This window comes from Hahella sp. CCB-MM4 (genome assembly GCF_002260525.1).
In the GTDB taxonomy this organism is placed as follows: domain Bacteria; phylum Pseudomonadota; class Gammaproteobacteria; order Pseudomonadales; family Oleiphilaceae; genus Hahella.
On record NZ_MRYI01000009.1, the window covers coordinates 1 to 23,532 of the forward strand.

Annotated in this window: 21 protein-coding genes and 1 pseudogene; 13 read left to right on the forward strand and 9 right to left on the reverse strand. The window is 49.1% G+C overall.

The features are described 5' to 3' along the window. Nucleotides 1-429: 429 nt before the first annotated feature. Nucleotides 430-567 (forward strand): annotated as a pseudogene (locus BTA51_RS30800) (phage integrase N-terminal SAM-like domain-containing protein); the annotation flags it as partial. A gap of 99 nt (nt 568-666) precedes the next feature. Here BTA51_RS30800 and BTA51_RS30665 read toward each other — a convergent pair. Then, nucleotides 667-1,173, reverse strand: a complete 507-nt coding sequence (locus tag BTA51_RS30665; protein WP_094708940.1) for a HugZ family protein — start codon at nt 1,171-1,173, stop codon at nt 667-669. A gap of 181 nt (nt 1,174-1,354) precedes the next feature. On the opposite strand from BTA51_RS30665, the gene BTA51_RS15865 reads away from it, so the two are divergent. Then, entirely contained in the window at nt 1,355-2,491 is a 1,137-nt protein-coding gene (locus tag BTA51_RS15865) for an acyl-CoA dehydrogenase family protein (RefSeq protein WP_094708942.1), read from the forward strand. A 24-nt stretch (nt 2,492-2,515) separates the two neighbouring features. On the opposite strand, the gene BTA51_RS15870 is transcribed toward BTA51_RS15865, so the two are convergent. Next, nucleotides 2,516-3,007, reverse strand: coding sequence for a GNAT family N-acetyltransferase (locus tag BTA51_RS15870; protein ID WP_094708944.1), 492 nt, complete (start codon nt 3,005-3,007; stop codon nt 2,516-2,518). A gap of 255 nt (nt 3,008-3,262) precedes the next feature. On the opposite strand from BTA51_RS15870, the gene BTA51_RS15875 reads away from it, so the two are divergent. Continuing rightward, complete coding sequence (locus tag BTA51_RS15875; protein ID WP_141215612.1) at nt 3,263-3,763, forward strand: hypothetical protein; 501 nt, start codon at nt 3,263-3,265, stop codon at nt 3,761-3,763. Between the two features lie 8 nt (nt 3,764-3,771). On the opposite strand, the gene BTA51_RS15880 is transcribed toward BTA51_RS15875, so the two are convergent. The 3 genes from BTA51_RS15880 to BTA51_RS15890 all read right to left on the reverse strand — a co-directional run bounded on the left by BTA51_RS15880 (nt 3,772) and on the right by BTA51_RS15890 (nt 6,954). Further along, complete coding sequence (locus tag BTA51_RS15880; protein ID WP_094708948.1) at nt 3,772-4,758, reverse strand: alpha/beta fold hydrolase; 987 nt, start codon at nt 4,756-4,758, stop codon at nt 3,772-3,774. A gap of 155 nt (nt 4,759-4,913) precedes the next feature. Further along, complete coding sequence (locus BTA51_RS15885; RefSeq protein ID WP_094708950.1) at nt 4,914-6,149, reverse strand: hypothetical protein; 1,236 nt, start codon at nt 6,147-6,149, stop codon at nt 4,914-4,916. A gap of 163 nt (nt 6,150-6,312) precedes the next feature. Next, a complete protein-coding gene (locus tag BTA51_RS15890; protein ID WP_094708952.1) occupies nt 6,313-6,954 on the reverse strand; it encodes a TetR/AcrR family transcriptional regulator in 642 nt (213 codons plus the stop codon). A gap of 51 nt (nt 6,955-7,005) precedes the next feature. Here BTA51_RS15890 and BTA51_RS15895 point away from each other — a divergent pair, with 51 nt between their 5' ends. The 6 genes from BTA51_RS15895 to BTA51_RS15920 all read left to right on the forward strand — a co-directional run bounded on the left by BTA51_RS15895 (nt 7,006) and on the right by BTA51_RS15920 (nt 12,139). After that, on the forward strand, nt 7,006-7,494 hold the full coding sequence (locus tag BTA51_RS15895) for a hotdog fold domain-containing protein (RefSeq protein ID WP_094708954.1): 489 nt from the start codon (nt 7,006-7,008) through the stop codon (nt 7,492-7,494). A 65-nt stretch (nt 7,495-7,559) separates the two neighbouring features. Beyond that, nucleotides 7,560-8,000 carry a PaaI family thioesterase gene (locus BTA51_RS15900; protein ID WP_094708956.1) on the forward strand — a complete coding sequence of 147 codons (441 nt, stop codon included), beginning with the start codon at nt 7,560-7,562 and terminating at the stop codon, nt 7,998-8,000. A gap of 393 nt (nt 8,001-8,393) precedes the next feature. Continuing rightward, nucleotides 8,394-9,284: a transcriptional regulator gene (locus BTA51_RS30200; RefSeq protein ID WP_168188198.1), complete on the forward strand. Its 891-nt coding sequence runs from the start codon at nt 8,394-8,396 to the stop codon at nt 9,282-9,284. Between the two features lie 229 nt (nt 9,285-9,513). Next, nucleotides 9,514-10,038 carry a DUF4234 domain-containing protein gene (locus BTA51_RS15910; RefSeq protein ID WP_141215613.1) on the forward strand — a complete coding sequence of 175 codons (525 nt, stop codon included), beginning with the start codon at nt 9,514-9,516 and terminating at the stop codon, nt 10,036-10,038. Between the two features lie 3 nt (nt 10,039-10,041). Further along, nucleotides 10,042-10,815: a pseudouridine synthase gene (locus tag BTA51_RS15915; RefSeq protein WP_094708962.1), complete on the forward strand. Its 774-nt coding sequence runs from the start codon at nt 10,042-10,044 to the stop codon at nt 10,813-10,815. Between the two features lie 292 nt (nt 10,816-11,107). Next, nucleotides 11,108-12,139, forward strand: a complete 1,032-nt coding sequence (locus BTA51_RS15920) for a putative solute-binding protein (protein WP_094708964.1) — start codon at nt 11,108-11,110, stop codon at nt 12,137-12,139. Nucleotides 12,140-12,250: 111 nt separating this feature from the next. Here the strand turns inward: BTA51_RS15920 and BTA51_RS15925 are convergent, their stop codons facing one another. Next, nucleotides 12,251-13,153: a helix-turn-helix domain-containing protein gene (locus tag BTA51_RS15925; RefSeq protein ID WP_094708966.1), complete on the reverse strand. Its 903-nt coding sequence runs from the start codon at nt 13,151-13,153 to the stop codon at nt 12,251-12,253. A 262-nt stretch (nt 13,154-13,415) separates the two neighbouring features. Between BTA51_RS15925 and BTA51_RS15930 the strand changes: the two genes are divergently transcribed. Further along, the gene (locus BTA51_RS15930) at nt 13,416-14,933 is read left to right on the forward strand and encodes an aldehyde dehydrogenase family protein (protein ID WP_094708968.1); all 1,518 of its coding nucleotides are present in this window, start codon (nt 13,416-13,418) and stop codon (nt 14,931-14,933) included. Between the two features lie 71 nt (nt 14,934-15,004). Here the strand turns inward: BTA51_RS15930 and BTA51_RS15935 are convergent, their stop codons facing one another. After that, on the reverse strand, nt 15,005-16,060 hold the full coding sequence (locus BTA51_RS15935; RefSeq protein WP_094708970.1) for an NAD(P)-dependent alcohol dehydrogenase: 1,056 nt from the start codon (nt 16,058-16,060) through the stop codon (nt 15,005-15,007). Nucleotides 16,061-16,288: 228 nt separating this feature from the next. On the opposite strand from BTA51_RS15935, the gene BTA51_RS15940 reads away from it, so the two are divergent. Together BTA51_RS15940 and BTA51_RS15945 are read left to right on the forward strand one after the other, a co-directional pair. Continuing rightward, on the forward strand, nt 16,289-17,167 hold the full coding sequence (locus BTA51_RS15940) for an AraC family transcriptional regulator (protein ID WP_094708972.1): 879 nt from the start codon (nt 16,289-16,291) through the stop codon (nt 17,165-17,167). Between the two features lie 109 nt (nt 17,168-17,276). After that, complete coding sequence (locus BTA51_RS15945; protein ID WP_094708974.1) at nt 17,277-17,912, forward strand: hypothetical protein; 636 nt, start codon at nt 17,277-17,279, stop codon at nt 17,910-17,912. Nucleotides 17,913-18,027: 115 nt separating this feature from the next. Here BTA51_RS15945 and BTA51_RS15950 read toward each other — a convergent pair whose 3' ends face one another. After that, a complete protein-coding gene (locus BTA51_RS15950) occupies nt 18,028-18,726 on the reverse strand; it encodes a PEP-CTERM sorting domain-containing protein (protein WP_094708976.1) in 699 nt (232 codons plus the stop codon). A 49-nt stretch (nt 18,727-18,775) separates the two neighbouring features. Further along, a complete protein-coding gene (locus tag BTA51_RS15955) occupies nt 18,776-20,620 on the reverse strand; it encodes an Ig-like domain-containing protein (RefSeq protein ID WP_141215614.1) in 1,845 nt (614 codons plus the stop codon). A gap of 688 nt (nt 20,621-21,308) precedes the next feature. Between BTA51_RS15955 and BTA51_RS15960 the strand changes: the two genes are divergently transcribed. Further along, a complete protein-coding gene (locus tag BTA51_RS15960) occupies nt 21,309-23,105 on the forward strand; it encodes an acyl-CoA dehydrogenase (RefSeq protein ID WP_094708978.1) in 1,797 nt (598 codons plus the stop codon). The last annotated feature ends 427 nt before the right edge of the window (nt 23,106-23,532 follow it).

Below are 23,532 nucleotides of genomic sequence, written 5' to 3' on the forward strand. Positions count from 1 at the left end.
AATCAATACCAATAACGGATATACCTTTCATAATATCTCCCTCCAGATTTAACCAGCTTCTCGGCCTGTTCAGTATAGAAAGGGAGCGTCCATATCATTATTTGTATATCGCGCATGCGCGTTTTTCCAATTTTAGTTCCTGAAGATACATCCTCCAGCCCCATGATTCCATTGGATAATTACTGAAGTCGACTCTTGCGGCTCGCTGGAAAAACGAGCATGCGCATATATCTTGCCCACTTGGTCCCGTTATTTAAATGGATCTACGTCCAGTTTATTGAATTCCCTAATTTTTCTAAATTAGGAAGATGACAAACCGTGCCAGTGGTACTGACAAAACGAGCACGATTCTTGACAACTCGACGATATGCTGTGGATATAACCAGCTTTTAATCTCACAGGGAAAGTGACGATATAGCGAGCCCATTCCTGGAATCGGTACGTAGAGAAATTCGTCTTCGCGGATACAGCATCAGAACTGAGAAAGCCTACTTAGCCTGGATTCGGCAATTTATTTATTTCATAGATAAACGCCACCCAAAAGAGGTTGGAGCTGTTGAGGTGAAGGCCTTTTATCAATGCTGGCAGACCTATAGGTTGTCTCTCTGTTTTTTGAGTCAGGCACCTACTTTTTACACGCGAATGCTATTTGTTTCAGGCTGGCCTCTACTTGCCCGTGATCTGTTCAATGTCACTAAACTCGGGATTCCTGATTGCGTAAGCAGCACCAAAACCTTTTACAAATCTTCCGGATTGAAATTTCAGCCGGAGCAAGCTGAAGTCAGGCAGGCTCCGTAGCATGCCTACCGTGTTGCCAAGTCTGTTCTCCATGGCATCCAGTATTGACTCATAGTCCTCTGAATCTTTTGCCACGGGTTCCACTTGCATATCAAACATCAGTCGGGTGCGTGCAAACAGATTTCGGGCCTGTGTCTCATCTTCGATCAACATGATTCCGCACTGTCTTTGTTCAATCAAATTGCGGGTATGTGCTGCAAGTGCGCTCACAAAAATATAGAAATCCGGTGCCTGATAAAGAAAGGGGGTGTAACTCGCTTCCGGCTGGCCACTCTCATTCAGTGTGGCCAGTTGCAAACTTCTCAATTTTTCTATCAGAGACAGAATCTCTGACTTTAGCTCTGGTGTCGTGGGTGGAGAGGCGTTGGGGGGCATTGGATATCTCGGCAGTGATCTTTGACTGGCTTGATACGTTAGCGATTCATTCCCTTGTTCTCAAGTGGCTGTTTTCCTCAAGTGACTGTTTTCGTCAGTCGTAATGAATGTTTTAACCATTGGCTAAAATAGAGTGTTAAGGAGACACTAACTGGATTATAAAAACAGAGAGGTGCACTTTATGATGCCACGGCCATTATTTGATTCGGATACAGAAGGTTTTCGCGATGCGTTCCGTAAGTTCCTGGAACAGGAAGCGGTGCCGCACCACAGTGAATGGGAAAAAAACGGGCAGGTGGATCGTGCACTCTGGACCAAAGCCGGTGAGATGGGATTTTTATGCCCCGATTTACCGGAGGAGTACGGCGGCGCTAATACGGATTTCAGATTTAATACGGTCGTGGCTGAAGAAATTGCCAAGTTTGGATTGAGCGGAATCGGTTTCAGTCTTCACTCAGATATCGTGGCTCCCTATATCCTGCATTACGGTTCTGAAGCCCAGAAAAAGAAATATCTGCCGAAGCTGGTCAGCGGTGAAATGATCGGCGCGATTGCCATGACTGAGCCCGGTGCCGGTTCCGATCTGCAGGGTGTTAAGACTTCTGCGATCAAGCAGGGAGATCACTATGTCTTGAACGGTTCCAAGACCTTTATCACTAACGGACAGCTCGCTGATCTGGTGATTGTCGTGGCGAAAACCGATCCCAAAGAAGGGGCCAAGGGAACCAGTCTGTTTTTGGTTGAAACCGCCTGGGAGGGGTTCAGTAAAGGGAAGAACCTGGAAAAGGTTGGAATGAAGGCCCAGGATACTTCAGAGCTGTTTTTCCAGGACGTGAAAGTTCCGGCTGAAAATCTTTTGGGAGCAGAGAATACCGGGTTTGTGGCGCTAATGAATGAGCTGCCTCAGGAACGATTGCTGGTTGGAATTTCTGCGATTGCAGGCTGCGAAAGTGCACTTGAGTGGACGATCAATTACTGCAAGGATCGCAAAGCCTTTGGCAAGCCGGTGATGGCGTTTCAGAACACCCGTTTTAAACTCGCTGAACTGAAGGCTGAAATAACAGCCGGCCGCTGTTTTCTGGATAGATGTCTGGAGCTGCACATGGAGCGTAAGCTGGATATTCCAACGGCAGCCATGCTAAAGCAATGGTCGACGGATCTGCAGTGCAAGGTCATGGATGAATGTGTTCAGTTGCACGGTGGTTATGGATATATGTGGGAATACCCGATTGCCAGAGCCTGGGCTGATTCCAGGGTGCAGCGCATCTATGCCGGTACCAATGAAATCATGAAGGAAATAGTGGCGCGGTCACTCTAATTCATTTGTGCTAAATGGGACTGGTTAGAGCACCAGTCCCAGAATCAACAGGCTATATTTCTGGCCGTCCATTTCAGCCACCTCCGGCAACTCACCCCATTTCACAAAGCCATATTTTTGGAACAGGCTGATGCTGGGCTCGTTGTGGGAAAAAATAAAAGCCACCAGACGACTCAGTCCGATATCCAATGCACTATTGACTGCATGTCGCAGGAAGCTGTCCCCATGTCCTGCGCCTCTGCTTTTTTCGTGCATGTATATGCTGATTTCGGCTGTGCCGTCGTAGGCAGGGCGACCATAGAAGTCCTCAAAGCTTAGCCAGCCAATAATTTGACTGTCCTGCTCCATGATGAACAGCGGTCGCTTCTCGCTATGACGCCGATACCAGTTCCGACGGCTCTCTACCGATACTGGTTCTATGTCTGCCGTCACTTTTCTGGAACTGACGGTCGAATTGTAAATGTCCACAATGGCAGGTAGGTCTTCTTCTTTGGCTGTGCGGATTTTGACTTCCATATGCTCGCGTCGATGGTTAGTTTTCAAGGTGATATTTTGATGTATTTAAGTGTAGATCATTGCACCGAAAAGCTCATTCAGACTAGTTGCTGATGGCGGTTAAACAGCGATTCCTGTTCATGGTTTTACGATTTTTTGCAAAAAATAAAACGACTGTTTGAAACGCGTGTATTAAACTCTCGTTTCAAATGTGGCTGTTGCAGGGTTCTCCTGAGGAGCTGCGATGCAGAAAATGTCGTAAATCGAGGGGGCAAAGTGGTGGAACTACGCTGGATGATCATCATTGGAATTTTGTTGGCAGTATTTTTGTCATTCGAAGCCTTTGCCCAGGAACAATTATCGGTGGAAATGAATACCGCCAATTCATTTGCCGGAAGTTATCTTGTTGACGGCAACATGGTGACATTCCAAAGCGATCTGGTTTCTGCCAACGCCGTGACTTTTTCCATTGATATCAATGGTGCCCAAAGAACAGCGACGCTTTTTTTGAATAACTGCGAAAAGTCTGGTGCCGGTAGTCAATTATGCTCTGACTATATGGATGTAGAGCAGGCATCTGAGCCGATGTTGTCGCCGGAGCAAAGAGATTTGATGTTTGATACGATGAATGCCGTTTCCGGTTACTATCTCAATCAACCAAACGAACTCAAACAACCAAACGAACTCAAACAACCAAACGAACTCAAACAACCAAACGAACTTTATTCTCCGGCTTTGGCACTGGTCAGTGCGATGGGATACTGGTCAGTACGCTGAGCCCCGGATCAGTTCTGAGCCAGTTGCTCGCTGTGTCCGTTTAGCCACTCACCAATTTCCGGTGCTGCTTTCAATAAGACCGATAAGTGAGTCTCGCCTTTCAACAACTCATTTTTCTCCAACCAGGGCTCGCGGCCATTTTGTTTGAAGAACATCTTGGTCCTTCCGCCCTGGACCAGCTCATCTTTCGATCCAGTGAAGACAACAAATGGTTTGCGGATCTTTTTGACCTGCAGTGCCGGCTTATCCGGCGTCATTGCACTCACGGTTGCCAGGCTTAGTTCGGTCACCACACCGGGGTAGTTGACCTTCAGTGGATGAGGGTAGTTAAGGGAATAGCCCGAGCAATGCTTGCAGATGAGTCCTAGTGTGGCCTTGCTGTACAGGTTGGTGGCGGCATCTTCTTCCATGAATACCGGTTCTGTCTTGCGATTCAGCTTGGCGTCATCGCCAAAATTAGGCGACAGGAACACCAGCCCTTCCACAGGCGAACGAGGTTCTTCGCTGATGTAGTTCAGAACCAGGGCTGCACCGGATCCGTGTCCACCCAGATAAATCGGTAGATCCTGATATTCAAAGTGCAGGTATTCCACCATGGCATCGATATCCTTCCAGAGCATGTCTACTGAAGGGATATCTCCCCGGTCACCTGCGGATTCACCATGTCCGCGAAGATCTGCGGTATACACGGCAATGTTGTAATCCCGGGCGAGTTCAAATGCCAGGTTCGGGTATCCAATACCACTGTGAAGACCTGCACTGTGATAGAACAGTAATACTGCTCTGGGGGAATGTGGCAGATATTGCCTGAAAGCCAGCTTGGAGCTATCGGAGGCACTGATATATTGAACCTCTGCAACCGGAGCCTTTGGAACTGATTTCAGTACTTTGTGGTCGATGGGAGAATCAGCCAGGCTGGTGTAGGAAAATGCGAGCGAAGTTAGGCCCAGGGCAAACACAAGTGCTGCCTTGAAGCTGCAGTTTAGTGAGGGCATGTCCACGCCTCTTTCTTGTTGGTTTTTTGAGGTTGTTGTCAGGTCGTACTGGAACGCACCTGAATGGTTAGACTAGCTCAATTCCCGTTTGCAAAGATTGATCTATTCGGCATTCAGGCAAAATGGACCCTTAACGGGTCCTAGCCGGAGGTGCCCTATGGTTGGGTGGGAGGAGGACTTGGTTGTTTCAGGGACTCAAGTTCCTGGTTGAGGGTATCCAACTGCTTCTGTTTTTGATTGATTTCCTGTTGTTTTCCCGCCACTTGGTCTGTGAGGGCAGCTTTTTGTTTTTCAAGATCCGCCGTCTTGCTTTTCAGAGCATTAAGCTCTGTACTGAGTGCTTCAATACGTGCATCCCGGTTCGCCAGGTCGGTATTTAATCCCTCGGTTGACTGCATGCTTGTGGACAGTGACTGCTGTGCTTCGTCGAGCTGCTCCTGAAGTGTCGCCAGGTTCTCTGTTTTTGTGGCAACTTCCCCCCTTAATTCATCCCTTACTGCTTCCAGGCTGGAAATCGTTGCAGCCTGCTCGGAGATAGTGTCCTTTTGCTCAGACAGAGTTTGACTACTTTGTTCAATACTGCTGGTGAGCGAGTCTATTTGGGTCGTCAGTGATTCCATTTTTGCACTTTGCTCATCGAGCTGTGCCTGGGTGTTCGTGACTTCGCTTTTTGCATCAGAAAGTTGTTGGTCCAACGTGGATTGTTGTGATGTCATCTGACTGACCTGGCCTTCCAGGTCGGTAATTTTCTGATGAGACTGGGCTAGTTCATTGCGTGTTTCGTTAAGCGTGGATAGTGCCTTATCAAGTTGCCCCTGGGTATCAGCAAGTGAAGTATTGAGAGTCGAATTCTGTTGTTCAATGCGCTTCAATTCTGCACCGGTATCCGTTGCCCGTTGTTCACTGGTATCCAATTGTTCCATCAATCGCTGGTTCTTCTGACTGGAAGTCTCCAAAGCAGACGACAGTTGTTTGGCCCGGTCCAGCATGTCGGATAATTCTTCACGGATCTTTTCCTGGTGCTGATTCGTGGCGTAGTAAAAGTAGCCTGCCAGGCCAATGACAAATAATGTGGTGACAATCAGAGTGACGTGAAATCCCCGGCCTTTTTTGCTTGCTTCATCGGCAGCCTTTTGAGCCGCCTGTTGGGTTTCAAGGTCTCTTAGGCGTTGTTCGATATCTCTCTGCTGACGCTGGAGATCGGTTTCCTGGCGGCGTAAATCCTGCTCTTTTTCCCTGAGCGTTTGGTGCTTGTCATCACTGGCTTTGAGTTTTTGCTTTACCTGTTCTTCCTGGCGAACCAGGTTTTGCTCCTTGCGTTTGAGTGACTGCTCACGCATATCCAATGCGCGCTGCTGGCGATCGGCACTCTTATCGTCAAAGGGTGGCATTCGGTAAACTCCTGGATCAATTCATATGGTTCATAAAATTGAATACTCTTGCTCTTGAAATTGATTGCTTTAAGAACAAGTGTAGCCAAACTTCGGAATTCTTCCGTGTACAGCAAAACCAGGAGAGCGACATAAATACACAATGCCGGTGAGGGAAAGTCGATCAGGGGGATACGGTTTCCCAGGCGGCGTTGCAGAAGAGTTCCGTATAATCCTGCAACGGTTTTTTCAATCTTCCTGAGAGCCAGTGCTTGGCATAGTCTTGAGCCGGGCCGACCAGCAATGAGTGATAGACGGAAAATGGATAATCCTGGAGTTCGCCTGCCTCAAGATACGGACGAAACCATTCCTGCAAAAAATTCATATGTGCTTTGTTGTCTTCGCGTAACTTTTGTTCCTGTTCTTCGGAGAGTGCTTCTCCGCGTGAGCCGAAAATAAAGCGTGCCCAATCAGGATGATCACTGATCCATTCGCAGTAGGTTCTGACGATGGTTTTCACTCCCTGTTCTGCCGAACGGCATTCTTCCAGGGATTCGCGCAGAAGATGGAAATGATCTTCCATGCCCTGGATGTAGAGTGCGGATGCAATGGCTTCTTTGCTGCCGAAGTGATGATACAGACTGCCGACACTGGCACCCGATTCGAGGCGGATCATATCGATGGTTGTCGCTGCGATACCATGATCGATGAAGCATCTTAATGCGGCTTCCAGGATCTGATCTTTACGTACACGGGTTTTAGAACGCTCAGTTTTAGGCATCTTTTTTTGTGAAGTCGCGTCGGATTTTGGGCTTGTCTTTGTCATTTTGGAATAATATTCTAGAATTTAATTCTAACAACTAAGAAGGTTTGCATCATGTCACAGGCGGCAGTCTATTCTCAAGAATTTATTCCACCATTGATCCAGCTATTTACCCGAATGAGCAGGTTGCCGTTTGGTGCGAAACTTTTTGCCCGCGCCCTGTGTTTTAAGGCGCCATATTTCAGTTCTATTAAGCCGTCGATTGATACATTGGAACCCGGGAGGGTGATATGGAAAATCAAGAATCGACGTGGCGTCCATAATCACTTGGGAACTGTTCATGCCTTGGCCATGGGAAATCTGGCTGAGCTTTGTGCGGGGACCGCCATGGAAGTGAGTTTGCCACCGCACCTGCGCTGGATACCCAAGGGAATGAATATTGAGTATTTGAAGAAAGCCACGACAGATCTCACCGGCATATGTGATCTTCGCCAGGCTGAATTCTCTCCTGGCGAGTGCCATGTCATCGTTGAAATTAAAAACACCGATGGGGAAATGGTTGTTCGGGCGGATATCAATATGTGGTTGAGCGAAAAAAAGTAGGAGAAGGTAAAAAAGGTAAGGGAAGTGGAAAAAGTAAGGGAAGTAGGAAAAAGTAGGAGAGAGCGATGGAAACAGTCACCGATCACCAACGCGCGGGAGACATATTTCAACTCGCAGAGACGGTTCTGAACAACCAGCCTTTTAGTCAGCTGATGGGGGCTGAGCTGATGTCACTGACGCCGGGTTCTGTCTGTCTGGAACTACCGATTACAGAACAACTACTGCAACAGCATGGGTATGTTCATGGTGGCGCAATCAGCTATCTGGCGGATAATGCTCTTACCTTTGCAGGAGGAAGTTTGTTCGGAGATGCTCTGACCATGGAGTTTAAAATCAATTATATCGCCCCGGCGAAGGGCAGCCGATTAATTGCTCGGGCCGATGCTCTGAATAAAGGCAGCAGAAGTGTTGTCTGCCGATGTGATATCTGGGTTCTGGATGACGGCGAGGAGAGGTTATGTGCCATTGCCCAGGGAACGATAATGGGTAGAAATCGAAGTGGATGATTTGTTTGCCGCTTAATTCGGCGTTATTTGTATGTCTGTAATGTGATGAATTATTTAGATTTATTGATTTCTCCCAAAAATTCCTTCTTATAATCAGACCATTGAATACCGAGCATGTGAAATCGATGATTTTGCCCGGTTTCATTGGTCGATAATTCCCCTCAATTTTCCGGAAAATTTTATCCCTCAATTGTTTTTATTCACCCAAAGAGGATTTTGCACATCATATTTTTGGACTAAAAAAGCCAAAATCAGTGTCTGGCAAGCACTTAAGTGCAAATATTCATGCTCAATATCTAGACAATTTCGCGATACGGGTTACATTTAAATAGGGAAGATGAATCACTTCTTATGTGACTTCTATCGAAGGGGCGAACAAAATGGGGTGGAATTATGCCAACCGCTAAAAGTAAGAAAAGCAAACTCGGTTTCGAGAATATCTTTGATAAGGTAATCACCGAAATGCGGAGTACTCAGGATAAACTGAATAAACAAGTCAATCATTGGATCTCCAAAGCTGAGGCTGAGCTTCATGTGGAAGAGTCCATGCAGAAAGTTTTTAAACGAATGGAAGAGCTTCAGCAGAAGCAACTTCAAAGTATGCAGAAATGGCAGCAGGATGTTGAAAAACGTTTTGGTGCGGTTCTGGATTTCCAGAAGCAAATGCTGGATGCGGTAATGCCCGGATCCAAGACATCGGCAGCGAAAACCGCAGCGGCTAAAACGGCAGCTAAAACCACTGCTACCAGAAAGCCAGCAGCGAAGAAAACAACCACTGCTGCGAAAAGAACGACGACTGCAGCTAAAAAGACAACGGCAGCGAAGAAAACAACTGCAGCAGCCAAGAAGACAACAGCTGCAGCGAAGAAAACGACCACTGCAAGAAAGACCGCGGCTAAGAAGCCTGCTGCAACCAAAGCGGCTGCATCCAAGGCAACAACAGCCAGGAAAACTTCAGCAGCCAAACCTGCTGCTAAAACTGCTGCAGCTAAGAGGTCCACAACCAAAGCCGCGGCAGCCAAACCAGCAGCGAAGAAGCCGGCAGCACGTAAGCCTGCCGCCGCTAAAAAGGCTGCAACAGCTTCGGCTGCTAAACCTGCCGCTAAAGCTACGGCAGCGAAAAAGCCTGCTGCCAGGAAGCCCGCCGCGAAGAAACCCGCAGCGAGGAAGCCCGCAGCCAAGAAAGCCAGTGCGGCTTCGGCATCAGCTGCATCAGCACCAGCGGCAGATACCGGCGCCTCTACAACGGCTGCATCGACTGCGACAGGCGCTACTACCAGCTAGCAAGAGAATTCTTTCCCGAATACTGACGCCGTCAGGAGATGCGGGACAAGAGGTGCTGGTAACGAAAACGCGTCAGCCAAGTAGGCTGCCGCGTTTTTTTTCGTTAAACTGCCGAGTTCCGCTGAACTACGATTTTCATCGGAATGAACCGGCAGTATTCAATGATGCCCGCTTCGCTTATAGAGCAGTAATAGAACTGCTTACTCTCACAGAATTTTTACAGAACTTTATGCAAAACAACGACCCCTCAGAACATCAAGAAAGACCTCCAGAAGAAAACGGTAAGGAATCACCGGGAATCGCAGATTTTCCGCGCTTGAGTGTGGTGCTGTTTGTCGCGTTGTCCATGCTGTCTTTCGGACTGTATTTTGCCTATTGGATGTATAGCCGATCGCAGATGCTGAACCGGCAGCTCGGGGCATCGGGTATCTCGATGGGGTTGATGAACTTTTCAGTTTCCGCTTTTCTGGTCTATGTAGGCGTTGCTCTCTTTGCACAGTCGAATCCCGAGCGTGTGGATATGTTAATGCTGTATGACATGTTCGCACTCATCTGCAATATTCTGTTTTTGGTATGGATATTCAAAATCAGGAATCGATTGCATCTTCTATTGGGAGTAAGTCGTGGACACAAGTATTGGTGCAATGCATTTCTGACCTTTCTGTTCAATGCATTTTATATTCAATACAAGATCAACCAGATGATTGACGGTGAAACGGATCAAGTGGTGCAACGCTATACCCGGGAGCTATAAGTCATGGAGACTGAGCTTTTATCTGCGGACTCCCAGCCGCGCGAGGAATTGAACATCCTGTATCAGGATGAGTGGTTGGTTATCATCGATAAACCCAGTGGCCTGTTGGTGCATCGCAGTGAAATTGACCGGCACGAAACCCGCTTTGCCATGCAGATCCTCAGGGATCAGATCGGTCGCTATGTGTATCCAGTTCACCGTTTGGATAAACCCACCTCCGGCGTGCTCTGTTTTGCGCTCAGCAAAGAAGTTGCACAACAGGTAACCGCCGGTTGGGCGGGGGCGGTCAAGTGTTACCTGGGAGTAGTCAGGGGGATTATTGAAGAGAACGGAGTCTATGATAAGGCCCTGAAAGAGCCCTGGGATAAGTACGGCGACAAAATGGTTAATCCTGATAAGGAGCCGCAAAGCGCGGTTACCCGGTTTCGGCGTCTGGCGACCTGCGAATTACCCTACACTGTAGATCGTTATCCTACATCCCGGTATTCATTGGTGGAATTTACATTGGATCAGGGACGTCGCCACCAGATCCGTCGACATTGTAAATCCTTTTCCCATCCAATCATTGGCGATACTACATACGGAAAGGCTCGACACAATCAGTTGTTTGCCGATCATTTCGGTAATCATCGTTTGTTGTTGCATGCCTACAGTCTGACCTTGGCACATCCAATCCATCAGAATCCGATCACGATTCATGCTCCTGTCAGTGGATCGTTCTATTCGGTACTGGAACAGTTAAACTGGCTGGAAGCGCTTCCTTCTGTTGATATCTGAGCACGCCTTTTTATCAAAAAACGCCTGCTGCTTTTATCCAGACACGTCTGCATTTCCTCCAAGCACATTTGCTGCTTCTCTCGATGCACATTTGTAGTTTTCATGCTCTTTATCCCCAGGTACGCCCATAGTCGGCGTCTAGGCGTGCGTAAAGCCTCATAAGCCAGCGGGATCTCGTGGTTCATCGCTGCATATTTGACAGCGGGAGGTACAGGTCACGTTTTCCCTTGAAGGCTTTTGGCAGAATGATGTCTGAATTGTCCAATAATAATTAACCTCAAAGGATACTCCCATGAGCAGGTTGAACCGTCTGTTATCACCTGTTGTTTTCACTTCTGTCGTATCGCTGTTATGCCTTTTGAATACTACCGTTGCGTTTGCGGAGCTGCCGGTCAGGCACTTTTGTGTCTGGGATCCTGTTGGAGCTGGTGGCCCTGTGGTGACCATGATGAAGGACGCCCAGCCGAAGTCACTGTCCTGGGGGGTGAATTTTCAACTGGAAGCTTATACGGACGATAAAATCGCCGCCAACGACTTCAAGGCCGGTAAATGTGATGCTGTTCTGGTGACGGAAGTCACTGCCCGCCAGTTCAATTCATTTACCGGGACCCTGGGAGCCGTAGGTGCAATACCGGGTCAGCCGGAATTGAAAACCATCCTGTCCACCCTGGCGGCACCTAAAGCGGCCAGCTTAATGCGAGAAGGGCGTTTTGAAGTGGCGGGGATTCTTCCAGTTGGTTCGGTTTTCATTTTTGTACGTGATCGGGCCATCGACAATATCGAAAAATTCCAGGGCAAGAAGATGGCTGTTCTGGATAACGATCCGGTTGCGGTCAATATGGTGCGTCGGGTCGGTGGTTCGGTGGTCGGTGCCAGCCTGAGTAACTTTGCCGGATATTTTAATAACGGTGGGGTGGATATTATTTTTGCGCCGGCGGTCGCATACGAAACTCTGGAGCTATATAAGGGAGTGGGGGAGAAAGGGGGAATTCTGACCTATCCGTTACTACACACTTCCATGCAGATTTTGATTGCCTGGGAACAGTTTCCCGAGGGCTTTGGACAGCAAATGAGAAGTTATGTACAGAGCCGGTTTGATGAAATGGTAAAGATGGTACAAAGTGCGGAGGCGGCCATACCACAGCAGTATTGGGTGTCTATTCCGACAGAGAAGCAGGCTGAGTATGATGATTTTATGAGGGAATCACGCATCAGTCTGATGAATGAAGGCTTGTATGATGCGCGAGCACTGAAACTGATGCGCAAAGTCCGCTGCCATCACACTCCCACGGCGGGTGAGTGTACTTCAAGTCCGGAAAAATAACTTAGCACTCTCTATCTGTTCAGCGCTCTCTATCTACAAGACAGACAGTCTGCCAAGGTAGAGCTTAAGCCTGCCTCCGGTCGTCGGGAGGGGCGTAAAAGACGAGGGAGTTCAGGCGGTTTTCGACAGTAATCGTGACTGTAGTTGCCTCGGACTCTCTCCGTATTGTCGTTGGAAACGACGGCTGAAATGACTGAGATTACAATAGCCGGTATCGAAACATACCCGAGTAACGGGCTCTCCGCGGGCCAGTCTTTCTCTGGCTTCCTGCATCCGCAGTTGGTGCTGGAATTCCATAGGAGTACAGCCCAGGTGTTTTTTAAATTCGTTGAAGAACCGGCTACGACTCATGCAGGCAATTTTGCATAACTGATCAATATCCAGAGGTTCGGACAGCTCATTGCGTATATGCTGGATCGCTGCACTCAGGCCGTTGGCATCTGGAGCGGCGGAACAGGCACTGAGCAAAAAATCCCGGGTCTGGTGGCGTAGCATACGCACAATCAATTCACTGATGCCAAAATCGATCAATAGATCTCGATCCAGCAGATCTTCAGTGAAAGTGTGAACCAACCGTTCGAGGAGCGCCTGGGTGGCCGGGGTGTGGGCGGTATGTAGTTTGGTTTCCGGGCGGTACCGCCATTCTTCAAAATCCCTGTGCAATGAGGAAACCTTGTTCATGTGAGAACAAACCTGGTCCATTCTTGTTCTGGAAATTTCGATGGTGAGGCAGGACGTCGGACTGTCCAGGGCGGCCTCTGGGAAATCAATCTGGATTTTCTCACCAGGGGCCATGACAAACGATTCCTGGGGGAGAAATTCAGTAGTGTAGTTACCTGCCGCATGCAGGATTTTTTTTCCTGAGATCATTCCGCAATACAGCAATTCACCTGCTGCAAGATTGACATCCTGTGCCGGAAGGTAGGTGTCATAGATACTCAGTTCTGCGTTTGGACCTGCAAACGATACCCGATTTTCTACTAATTCACGGGGTTCACGGCAGATGTTCATCATTGTGCCACCTCCACGTTACCTGCTTTTAATTGTTTTTATAGGGGCCTGTTAACAGTCCCTAGTTGAGAGTGCGGCGATCTGGACTCTCAGTCAAGTGATCTGTACTGGTGGAGCAGTCATACTTTAGTCGCGCATTTAGAGTGTAGATATTCGGGGAAAACGTTCTTTGGGCCGGCATCCTGGCGGAGACAGCGGCCCATCAGATGATCCCGAAGCATCACGACCCCTGGTCTCTGAATAACAACAAAATGAGGTTCTGAATATGATCTATGCTCAACCTGGCCAAGATGGTGCCGTCGTTTCCTTCAAATCCCGATATGAAAACTTCATTGGTGGCGAGTGGGTAGCGCCGGTTCTCGGACGCTACTTTGAAAATGCCTCGCCGGTTAATGGTCTTTCATTCTGCGAAGTTCCCCGCTCAAGTGCAGACGATATTGATCTGGCGCTGGATGCAGCTCACCGGGCCGCGGATGCCTGGGGCAAAATCTCCGTGACGGAACGTTCCAACACTTTGTTGAAAATAGCCGACCGTATCGAACAGAATCTGGAAATGCTGGCGGTTGCCGAAACCTGGGATAATGGAAAGGCTGTGCGCGAGACACTGGCCGCTGATATTCCATTGTCTGCGGATCATTTCCGCTATTTTGCCGGCTGCCTCCGTGCACAGGAAGGCAGTGTCGCTGAAATCGATGCGAATACCGTGTCCTACCATATACACGAACCCCTGGGTGTGGTGGGCCAGATCATTCCCTGGAATTTTCCCATTCTGATGGCGGCCTGGAAGCTGGCTCCGGCGCTGGCCGCCGGTAACTGTGTCGTGCTGAAACCGGCAGAACAGACCCCAACTTCCATTCTGGTTCTGATTGATCTGATCAAAGATCTGCTGCCTGCTGGAGTCGTTAACATTGTGAACGGATTCGGAGAAGAGGCAGGTCAGGCTCTGGCGAGCAGTAAGCGTATTGCCAAAATAGCTTTTACCGGATCGACGCCCATCGGTTCCCATATCCTCAAATGCGCTGCTGAAAATATTATTCCTTCGACAGTCGAGCTGGGTGGTAAGTCACCCAACATCTATTTTGCGGATGTGATGAATCAGGAGGACGAGTTCGTCAGCAAGTGTGTGGAAGGTCTGGTGTTGGCTTTCTTTAACCAGGGTGAAGTATGTACCTGTCCTTCCCGGGCGCTCATTCAGGAATCGATCTACGACGATTTCATGCAGAAGGTCATTGATCGTACTCGTGCCATCAAGCGAGGAAACCCGCTGGACACGGATACCCAGGTGGGAGCGCAGGCTTCCCAGGAACAGTTCGATAAGATTCTGAGCTATATCGAGATCGGCAAACAGGAAGGCGTTGAAGTGCTGACCGGGGGCGGCATTGAGAGTCTGAGCGGGTTTGAAAACGGCTTTTATATCCAGCCGACCCTGCTTAAAGGAAACAACAGCATGCGCGTGTTCCAGGAAGAAATATTCGGCCCGGTGGTCGGTGTGACCACCTTTAAAACTCCCGAAGAGGCTTTGGAAATTGCTAATGCGACGGAATATGGTCTCGGTGCCGGTGTCTGGACCCGTGATATGAATCTGGCGTATCGCATGGGACGGGGAATTAAGGCTGGTCGGGTGTGGACAAACTGTTATCACCACTATCCCGCCCATGCGGCATTTGGCGGCTATAAGAAATCAGGTGTTGGCCGGGAGACTCATAAAGTGGCGCTGGAACACTACCAGCAAACCAAGAACCTGCTGGTGAGCTACGATACCAATCCTCTGGGCTTTTTCTAGGGCGCAATATTGCTAATCTTTTCGGGGGCCATCAGGCCCCCTTTTGTCGAATAAAGCAGAGTCCGTAAATATCAGCTGTTTTTAAGGGTCGCCATATCGATGACAAAGCGGTATTTCACATCGCCTCTTTTCATACGTTCGTAAGCTTCATTGATATTGCGGATATCCAGCATTTCCACATCACATTGAATGTCATGTTCTGCGCAGAAATTCAAAACTTCCTGGGTCTCTGGAATACCGCCAATCAATGAACCAGCTAACACTCGGCGCTTCATGACCAGTTCACCTGCCTGCAATGCCGGTTCAACAGGAAGCAGTAATCCAACCAGGATATGTTTGCCGTCGTATTTCAGGCAGCTCAGGTAGGGGTTGAGATCATGTTGTACCGGGATGGTGTCGAGCAATAGGTCAAAGGAATCCGCAGCTGCTGCCATCTGTTCTGGATCGGTGGAAATAATGACGTGATCCGCCCCTTGCTTCTTGGCCTCCTCCACTTTGCTTTCTGAACGGGTGAAAATGGTGACTTCAGCACCCAAGGCCTTGGCAAACTTAACGCCCATATGGCCGAGGCCTCCCATGCCGAGGATACCGACCTTATCGCCGGGTTTGACGCCATAATGTATTAAAGGCGAATAGGTCGTGATTCCGGCGCAAAGGATGGGGGCTGCTTTCGCCGCATCGAGTTTTTCCGGAATGGAAAGCACAAACTCTTCTTTTACCACAATGCTGTCCGAATAGCCGCCGTAGGTAACGCTCTGGTCCACACGGTCCTGACCGTTATAGGTGGCAACCATACCTTCCAGGCAATACTGCTCCAGACCGGACTCACAAGCAGGACAGGTGCGACATGAGTCCACCATACAGCCTACCCCGACAATATCCCCTTCCTTGAATTTCGTTACGTTGTCTCCGACGTGGGTAACGTGTCCGATAATTTCGTGACCGGGAACAACCGGATAGATGGTGAATCCCCAATCATTCTCGGCAAAATGAATGTCTGTATGACAGACACCGCAATAGTCAATTTCGATTGCTACATCATCTGCCCTGAGCTGGCGGCGCTCAAGGCTGAAAGGTGCCATACCGGAAGTGGCGGACTGGGCCGCATACGCTTTTGCTTTGGTCATGATTACTGTGATCCTTTTTTGAATGGGCGGGGAGGAAGTGACTTCTGGATGTCGGCCCCTGGGACAGATTCATTGTGATTTATTCTGTCGTTTATGCCATTCACAAAACTCCGGCATTTTTGCCAAATCCTACGAGATCAGAGAGAGTGACTAGGGAAACGGAGCGCAGGCGGGCATAATGTAGTTGTGCTGCAATACCCCTAATAATAAAGGATACGGAGCCTGATTATGAATTGTCCGGAAATGCTGGAATTACTGGAGCCCTTGGCGAAAGTTGACGGATTCTACGAAACCCTGGTGCCGTCGGTTTGCCTCTTTTCCTCCCGGCAGCCCCGCCCCAGAACACCAATCATGTATGAGCCGAGTATCTGTATTATTGCTCAGGGGCGCAAAGTAGGGTTTCTGGGAGATCGGGTTATCCCCTACAACTCCGGCCACTATCTGGTACAAACCTTACCTCTTCCATTCGAATGTGAAACCTATGCCTCCGAAGAAAATCCACTTTTTGGCATCGCCGTTAAGCTTGAAGCACCGGTGCTGGCAGAGTTGGTGATGGAGACGGACGGGCTGTCTTACACAGAGGATGAAAAAAGCTGCCCTAAGCCGATGGACTCTGTTGCAATGACGAAAAGCATGAGTGAAGCCGTGATTCGACTGCTAAGAGCACTGCACGATCCCCAGACCGCCAAACTGATGGGGAGCGGACGGGTAAGGGAAGTCATCTACGAGGCTTTACTGGGTGAGCAGGGGAAGGCCATGCGGGCACTGGTCTTTAACCAGGGAAATTACTCAAGAATTGTCCAGGTACTGAACCAGATGCATTCTGAGCTGACTGATGAGATCAGTGTGGATCAACTGGCGCGTAAGGCCAACATGAGTGTGTCCACCTTTCATCAGCATTTCAAGCAGGTAACCCGTTCATCGCCGCTGCAGTATCTTAAGCGGCTTCGCTTGCTCAAGGCGCAGCTTCTTCTCAATCAGGACGAGCTGAATGTTACACAAACGGCCACAGCTGTCGGGTATCGCAGTGTTAACCAGTTCAGCCGGGACTATAAACGTTATTTTGGACTCAGCCCGACAAATGAGAGGAGGGGGGAGGTGGCCTAATCGTTTTCAGGTTCCATTTTATTTCTATGACGGGTGTTGGTTGCTGTTGCCGCTTACGTTTAGAAGTGTGCAAAAACCGAACAACATAGATGTAATTTAAGGAGTCTCTATGCCATCGTCCAAAGCATCGGAACACATGCAACGTATCAACTCATCAGGTGCAGACAGTACGGTTAAGGCCGTATGTAATGCTGCTCTGGCTACAGTGGGAATGTTGCAGTGGACCAAGACGGATATCCCGGAATTCCACAACTGGAAACAACGTTCTGCTGATGTGAAATCCACGACAGGCGGAATAAACTGTTGGACCGCTTGTCTGTTCTGGGCATTTCAGGGCGGAGCCATCAACCACAGCTGGTTGCTCAAATACAAAACGGCTATCGAATCATACGGCGTCACCAAGGACTACCGACAAAAAGTCACACCCAAGTTTATGGGGTATGAGAAAGCGGTGCCTGTGGGAACCGGTAATGTTGCTCCTCCCGGCAGTGCAATTTTCTTTGGTGGGGGTGAATTGAGCCCGATGAACCACGTGGTTTTAAGCATTGGGGACGGTTATTGCGTTAGTACCGGACAGGCGATGTACAAGCCTGATCTGTTGGATAAACTGGTTAAGCTGAATTCCGGATTGGGTATAGAGGATTTGTACAAAGGAAAGACCCACATCGCCACGATCGAGATCATAAGGGAAGGGACCAATTTCCCGCCAAAAGTAATGAAAACCCCTGGAGCTTTCTGGTCATAATCAGCATCAAATGGTCGTCATGGATTGACAGTGCTTAGCCGGGAACATCCTGGGCTACACAGAGAAAAGCGTCGGTGCTCCGGGAGGAACACCGACGTTGGGAAAGGATTTTTGATCAGGAGGACTTGCGGCGACGGAAGAAGCCGAAGGCAGCAAGGCCGGTTCCGAACAATGCCAGAACACCGGGCTCCGGAACTTTCACCTGCGAGAAACGCTGATCAAATCCAAGCAAGCTGGCAGATTCGCCTAAATCTCCCGCTTCGATCAGGATGTTGGTGGTCACGTAAATTGAATTTACCGGGCTGAAATCCACCGAATCATAGAGCTGTTCGTTCTGCAGATTATCGGCAAACACATTTTTGGTTCCGAAAATATCCCCCAGTGAATCGTCCTGAAACACCTTTTCCTCGATAAAGACGCTGGTCAGGAACGAAGGATTGGCGAGCTCAAAGCTGGTCAATTCCAGTGAATTGTCCTTAATCCGCAGCTCCGGATCCAACACCGTCACGCGAAACCCGATCTGGAAGTCCAGATAGCTGTAAAAGCCATCACCTTCAATGCCCAGTTCGCCATTGCTAATGTCATAGCGAAGCCCGGGGCCGGGATCGAGACCTCCGTCATTCAGTGCCGTAACATCGATATTGTCGGTATCGTAGACACGGCCGTCTGACGAATCGCTGAAGATAATCTCCCACTGATCAAAGAGCTTGTCTCCTGCCGTTATGCTTTCACCTCCCAAAAGGTCGGTGAGAAGCACTGCCTGGGCAGAGCTGGTTGCTGCTGCCAGGCTCAAGGCGATTAGTACTTTCTTCATTATTCACTCCCTATTGTTGAGATAATTTGTCTCATGGCTGTTTTTATCATTATTGAACGGCGCAGCTTGGCCGAGTACACAGCGGTATGCATACTTTGACATCAGAAGGAGTAATAACACCATCGCCGTTGGCATCACGAGGATCGCCCGGCTCAGCTATTTGTCCGCGAGCCAGAGAAATTTCTCTGAGATCCATGCGGTCGATATCTCCATCTCCATCTACATCGCAGGGTTCATTCTGTGCGTCAACCCATTCCTTGCGTGCTGTCGCAGACAGGTTACCTACAGTGGCTACGATGCTGTCAAAACCGACATTGGTTCCGGTATAGCAGAATTCAGCTTCACCATTTGTATCGGTGAATATGAATCCGCTAGCGGTATTGGCACCGGAAACGTTGAAATCTACCCGGATACCGACCAGAGGGTCATCATTTTGGTCGGTTGTTGTGGCAACGACGCAATGTTCGGTATTCACTGGGTTGGTGGCGGTTGGAGGGGTTAGCGTCAGGTTGGTCAGTTCAGCGACTGCTGCCAGAGCCAGACCTCCTGGATAACCATAGGAATCGAAGCTGTCGAAACCATAGCTGGTCAAACCGAACGGCAGTGGACCGGTCAGGTTGTGGCTACCCAGTGCTACTGCTACCGACGCACCAGAGAAACCGCTGGCCCCAATGGCGGTGTAGCTGCCTGCAGGAATAGGGACGCCATCAAGTGTGACTGCACCTACCGCTGCATTTGGAACAACGACGTTAACAAAGTTCAGGGAGAATCCTGAAGCCGGCGTTGTGATGGTATACCCGGACAGGAACTGCTCAAACGGTGGAACCACCACTTCAAAAGGATCTGAAGTGACGTTGTCGTAGGAAGAGCTGTTTGAGTATTGAGTTACCAGGACAGCTTTGTCGGCTGTAATTCTGGCAGGAATCGCCAGAACTGTTTCGTAAATGTCGCCTCTGTTGAGCACGGCAACAGGCGCGCCATTGATGCTGACGGAGGTCACATCGTTAGATGCCAATACCCTGATGGTGTCGCCGTTAGTGCGAGTGGCCAAAGGATAAGTAACGAATGCCTGACCCCAGGTGCTGGTCGGTGGAAGCTGTTCAACAATATGGTCGCAGGCAATGAATCCTTGCGGAATGTTGGCACACTGGTGACTACCGAAAACGGCAATTGGCTTGTCTGAGGTGATGATCGTGCCTGACAGGTCCGCAGGTGCAGCATTACCATTACGGAGCTGATAGGTTTGCCCCTGATTGAGAACGATATTGTATGGAACTCCGGCAGTTCTGGGTCCGGTCGTTGCGGTTGGCGTAATCGTCACAGTGGTTGTGTCTTGACTGGCAACGATACCGAATTGGGTGGCGTTAACAATATTGACGTTGGCATAGCCCTGGTTGATGTATTCCGTTCCCAGAATATCAGTAGGAAGCCCCAGGAACGCGTCTGTGGTGGCAGTCCGGCGGTTAAGGCCGTAAACAGTGACCTCATCATTAGCGACCACATGAACCCCTTTGGACTCAATAAAGTCGCTGGTGTCCATTCTGACACTGAGTGGAAGATTGACGGTGGTGACTGTGCCGGGTACGACAGCAAAAGGAGAGGAAAATGCCAGACCGGGAATAGAGACCGTTCCGTTAGTGGCAATATCACCTGTGATGTAAAGGTTGACGACTTCGCCGCTGCCAGGAAGGTTACCGTTAAACATCAACCAGAAGTCTGTACCCTTGCTATCGGGCTGTACGGCATTGGCAATGCCTGAAAGGCTGATAAAGAATAGAAATATAATAGCCGTGATTTTTGAGGCTAATGCGGTGCCAGCACCTTTTACTCCCCTCAGGTCGAAGATATTCCATGGGCGCATGCCACAGCATCCTCGCTGTTGTGTCGTTGTCATTGTTTGACTCCCAAAATTTTACGCAAAATGATTGAGTTTGCTTCTTGGGTACCTACCGAATACAACTTACACAGGAAAAAGTCTGGTTTTTATTTGCTTGATTACAGACATATTTTTTCCTCAGTCCCAGACAACTAAGCGAATGGAGTCCTGCAATTATTATTCCTTGCTTATTAAGTTTTGTTAATTAAATTTAAAAGCTATATATATCAGCTGGTTATGTTGGTCGTTTGTTATGGTGCGGTCTCGGGTGTTATGGCTATATTCACTGGTGATTATTGAAAATCATTTAAAAACAGTGGGTTACAGGTTTCCTGTTGAATGGTGAACTGTAGAAATTTTTTACACTTATTATGAGGCGCAAATACTCAGATAAATTGATGAAGTAAAGATGATGCTCTGTACCTTTTGAGAGGCGACTCTGTTACCTCCTTGGCTCATTTACTCTGCTGATACTCTGAACTTCCCGAATGAAAAGTCTATTTAACTGTTGTAAAACTTTACAGTCGAACCTCTCTCCCATTGAGCTCGTTTTGTCGAGGTTTGGCTCAACTTGTCAGTCTCCATATGTCATAGCCATCGATCGACGGGATTCGCCTAGTTTGTGTCATAGTCGCCAATATCACCTCTAGCCTCTCCATGTCAGACTAGGCTTCCGTAGAAGAAAAATGATTCGCAGAGGTGTCCTATGTCTCATCCGGTATTAAACCGACGTGAGGTCGACTTCCAGTTATTTGAAGTTCTGGAAACACAATCGCTGGTAAAGAGAGAGCATTACAGCGAACACTCCGAGGAGACATTTGCGGCGACTCTGGATACCGCGGAAAAACTTTCAACAAACCTGTTTGCCCCCCATAACTCTCTGGCGGACAAAAACGAGCCGGTATTTGATGGTGTCAAAGTCAGTATGATGCCTGAGGTGAAACTGGCGTTTGAGGCATTTGCCGAAGCCGGCTTCATCAGGGGACGGTTACCGTTTGAAGAAGGCGGAATGCAGCTCCCGGAAACCGTTATGACTGCCGCAATGGGATATTTTACCGCAGCTAATCCCTCGACAGCCGGATACCCATTTCTAACCATGGCAGCAGCCAACCTCATTCGGACCTTTGCCAACGACGAACTTAAAGCCCGCTTTTTGGAACCCATGCTGACGGGGCGTTTCTCCGGCACCATGGCATTGACCGAACCCCATGCAGGTTCCTCGCTGGCAGATATTCTTTCCACTGCCATCCCGAAAGACGACGGAACCTACAGCATCAAAGGCAGTAAATTATTTATTTCCGGGGGCGAACACGAACTCACGGAAAACATCATCCATCTTATGCTGGCCAGGATTAAAGGTGCTCCGGCTGGTGTGAAAGGCATTTCGCTGTTTATTGTGCCAAAGAAAAAAGTCGGAGCTGACGGCAGCGTTGGAGAGGCCAACGGCGTCAATCTGGCAGGGCTGATTCATAAGCTGGGGTACCGTGGTACCACGTCCACTGCATTGAGCTTTGGAGGGGATAGCGAATGTGTCGGCTATCTGGTGGGGGAACCTCACCAGGGACTCAAATATATGTTCCAGATGATGAATGAAGCACGTTTGGGGGTGGGGTTCGGCGCGACGGTTATCGGCTATCAAGGCTATCAGTACTCTTTACAGTATGCCAAAGAGCGTACTCAGGGACGTCTGCCATCCAATGCCGATCCGTCCAAACCTCCGGTATCGATCATTCAGCACTCTGATGTAAAACGGATGCTGCTGGCGCAGAAAGCCTATGTGGAAGGTGGATATGCCCTTTGTATGTATGGCGCTTCACTGATCGATGATCTGCACACACTGGAAGATGAGGCTGGACGACAGAAGGCAGCGGTGTTGCTTGACCTGCTGACACCGGTAATCAAAGCCTGGCCCTCTGAATATTGCACCAAGGCCAATGATCTGGCGATTCAGGTGTTGGGTGGTGCGGGTTACACACGGGAATACCCGGTAGAGCAATACTGGCGCGACAACCGCTTAAACCCTATTCACGAAGGCACCAATGGAATTCAGGCTCTGGATCTGCTGGGGCGAAAAATCTGGCTGAATAACAGCCAGGCCCTGCTGTTGCTGCAGAAAGAAATAGCGGCAGATATATCGGCCTCCGGTGAACGTACACGACCCATGGCGAATCAACTGGAAGCCACCCTGGGTGTCATCAGCAAAACCTTTATGGTTCTGGCGGATGCCATGAAATCGAAAGGACCCGATGTCGCCCTGGCCAACGCCAGCTGTTTTCTGAACCTGTTCGGCCATGCCGTGGTTGCCTGGATGTGGTTGCGAATGGCCAATACAGCGGCTGGGAAAATTGACCAGGCTCAGGGCAGCGACGTGAATTTCTATCAGGGTAAATTGCAAGCGGCCCAGTACTTCTATCGTTGGGAACTTCCTCTCACGGAACGGGATGCTCGATTATTGCAGAACCTTGATGACACTTGTTTGGCGATGAATCCTGATTGGTTCTGATGGAGTCAGGCATATTTCTCATGGAATACGACACCAGAGCACTTTGCCGTCCCATTGTGCAGGACTCTATAACGGGAACCGGATAAGAAGCCCTGATGAAGGGACACGCTAAAGTCTTATCCACAGTCTTATCCACTTAGTGGTGACGGCAAAGTGCTCTGGTGTTAAGGAGCCTTTGAAAAACATCTAGGTTGCCTTGCAGTGTGAGTAGTTGGCTTTAGCGACTCGCCGGTGTGTTTCTGGTGGTTCTAATACTGTTTTCTCACGTGTATCAGCTCTTCATTCTGCTCACCCTCCCTGAAGCTACTCCTCTTTTTTTTACCGGGGGAGGATTTTTCTTGCTTCATATCCCTGCACACTTTTCCCATCAAGCCTCTTTCAAAACACCATCAGTGTAATGATGATCGTATCAGAATGATGATGAGAA

Bases quoted from the DNA above. Each gene is read 5' to 3' on its own strand.
- BTA51_RS30665 (WP_094708940.1), bottom strand. From the start codon at position 1,173: ATGCCCCCCAACGCCTCTCCACCCACGACACCAGAGCTAAAGTCAGAG.
- BTA51_RS15865 (WP_094708942.1), top strand. From the start codon at position 1,355: ATGATGCCACGGCCATTATTTGATTCGGATACAGAAGGTTTTCGCGAT.
- BTA51_RS15870 (WP_094708944.1), bottom strand. From the start codon at position 3,007: ATGGAAGTCAAAATCCGCACAGCCAAAGAAGAAGACCTACCTGCCATT.
- BTA51_RS15880 (WP_094708948.1), bottom strand. From the start codon at position 4,758: ATGCCCTCACTAAACTGCAGCTTCAAGGCAGCACTTGTGTTTGCCCTG.
- BTA51_RS15885 (WP_094708950.1), bottom strand. From the start codon at position 6,149: ATGCCACCCTTTGACGATAAGAGTGCCGATCGCCAGCAGCGCGCATTG.
- BTA51_RS15890 (WP_094708952.1), bottom strand. From the start codon at position 6,954: ATGACAAAGACAAGCCCAAAATCCGACGCGACTTCACAAAAAAAGATG.
- BTA51_RS15895 (WP_094708954.1), top strand. From the start codon at position 7,006: ATGTCACAGGCGGCAGTCTATTCTCAAGAATTTATTCCACCATTGATC.
- BTA51_RS15900 (WP_094708956.1), top strand. From the start codon at position 7,560: ATGGAAACAGTCACCGATCACCAACGCGCGGGAGACATATTTCAACTC.
- BTA51_RS30200 (WP_168188198.1), top strand. From the start codon at position 8,394: ATGCCAACCGCTAAAAGTAAGAAAAGCAAACTCGGTTTCGAGAATATC.
- BTA51_RS15910 (WP_141215613.1), top strand. From the start codon at position 9,514: ATGCAAAACAACGACCCCTCAGAACATCAAGAAAGACCTCCAGAAGAA.
- BTA51_RS15915 (WP_094708962.1), top strand. From the start codon at position 10,042: ATGGAGACTGAGCTTTTATCTGCGGACTCCCAGCCGCGCGAGGAATTG.
- BTA51_RS15920 (WP_094708964.1), top strand. From the start codon at position 11,108: ATGAGCAGGTTGAACCGTCTGTTATCACCTGTTGTTTTCACTTCTGTC.
- BTA51_RS15925 (WP_094708966.1), bottom strand. From the start codon at position 13,153: ATGATGAACATCTGCCGTGAACCCCGTGAATTAGTAGAAAATCGGGTA.
- BTA51_RS15930 (WP_094708968.1), top strand. From the start codon at position 13,416: ATGATCTATGCTCAACCTGGCCAAGATGGTGCCGTCGTTTCCTTCAAA.
- BTA51_RS15935 (WP_094708970.1), bottom strand. From the start codon at position 16,060: ATGACCAAAGCAAAAGCGTATGCGGCCCAGTCCGCCACTTCCGGTATG.
- BTA51_RS15940 (WP_094708972.1), top strand. From the start codon at position 16,289: ATGAATTGTCCGGAAATGCTGGAATTACTGGAGCCCTTGGCGAAAGTT.
- BTA51_RS15945 (WP_094708974.1), top strand. From the start codon at position 17,277: ATGCCATCGTCCAAAGCATCGGAACACATGCAACGTATCAACTCATCA.
- BTA51_RS15950 (WP_094708976.1), bottom strand. From the start codon at position 18,726: ATGAAGAAAGTACTAATCGCCTTGAGCCTGGCAGCAGCAACCAGCTCT.
- BTA51_RS15955 (WP_141215614.1), bottom strand. From the start codon at position 20,620: ATGACAACGACACAACAGCGAGGATGCTGTGGCATGCGCCCATGGAAT.
- BTA51_RS15960 (WP_094708978.1), top strand. From the start codon at position 21,309: ATGTCTCATCCGGTATTAAACCGACGTGAGGTCGACTTCCAGTTATTT.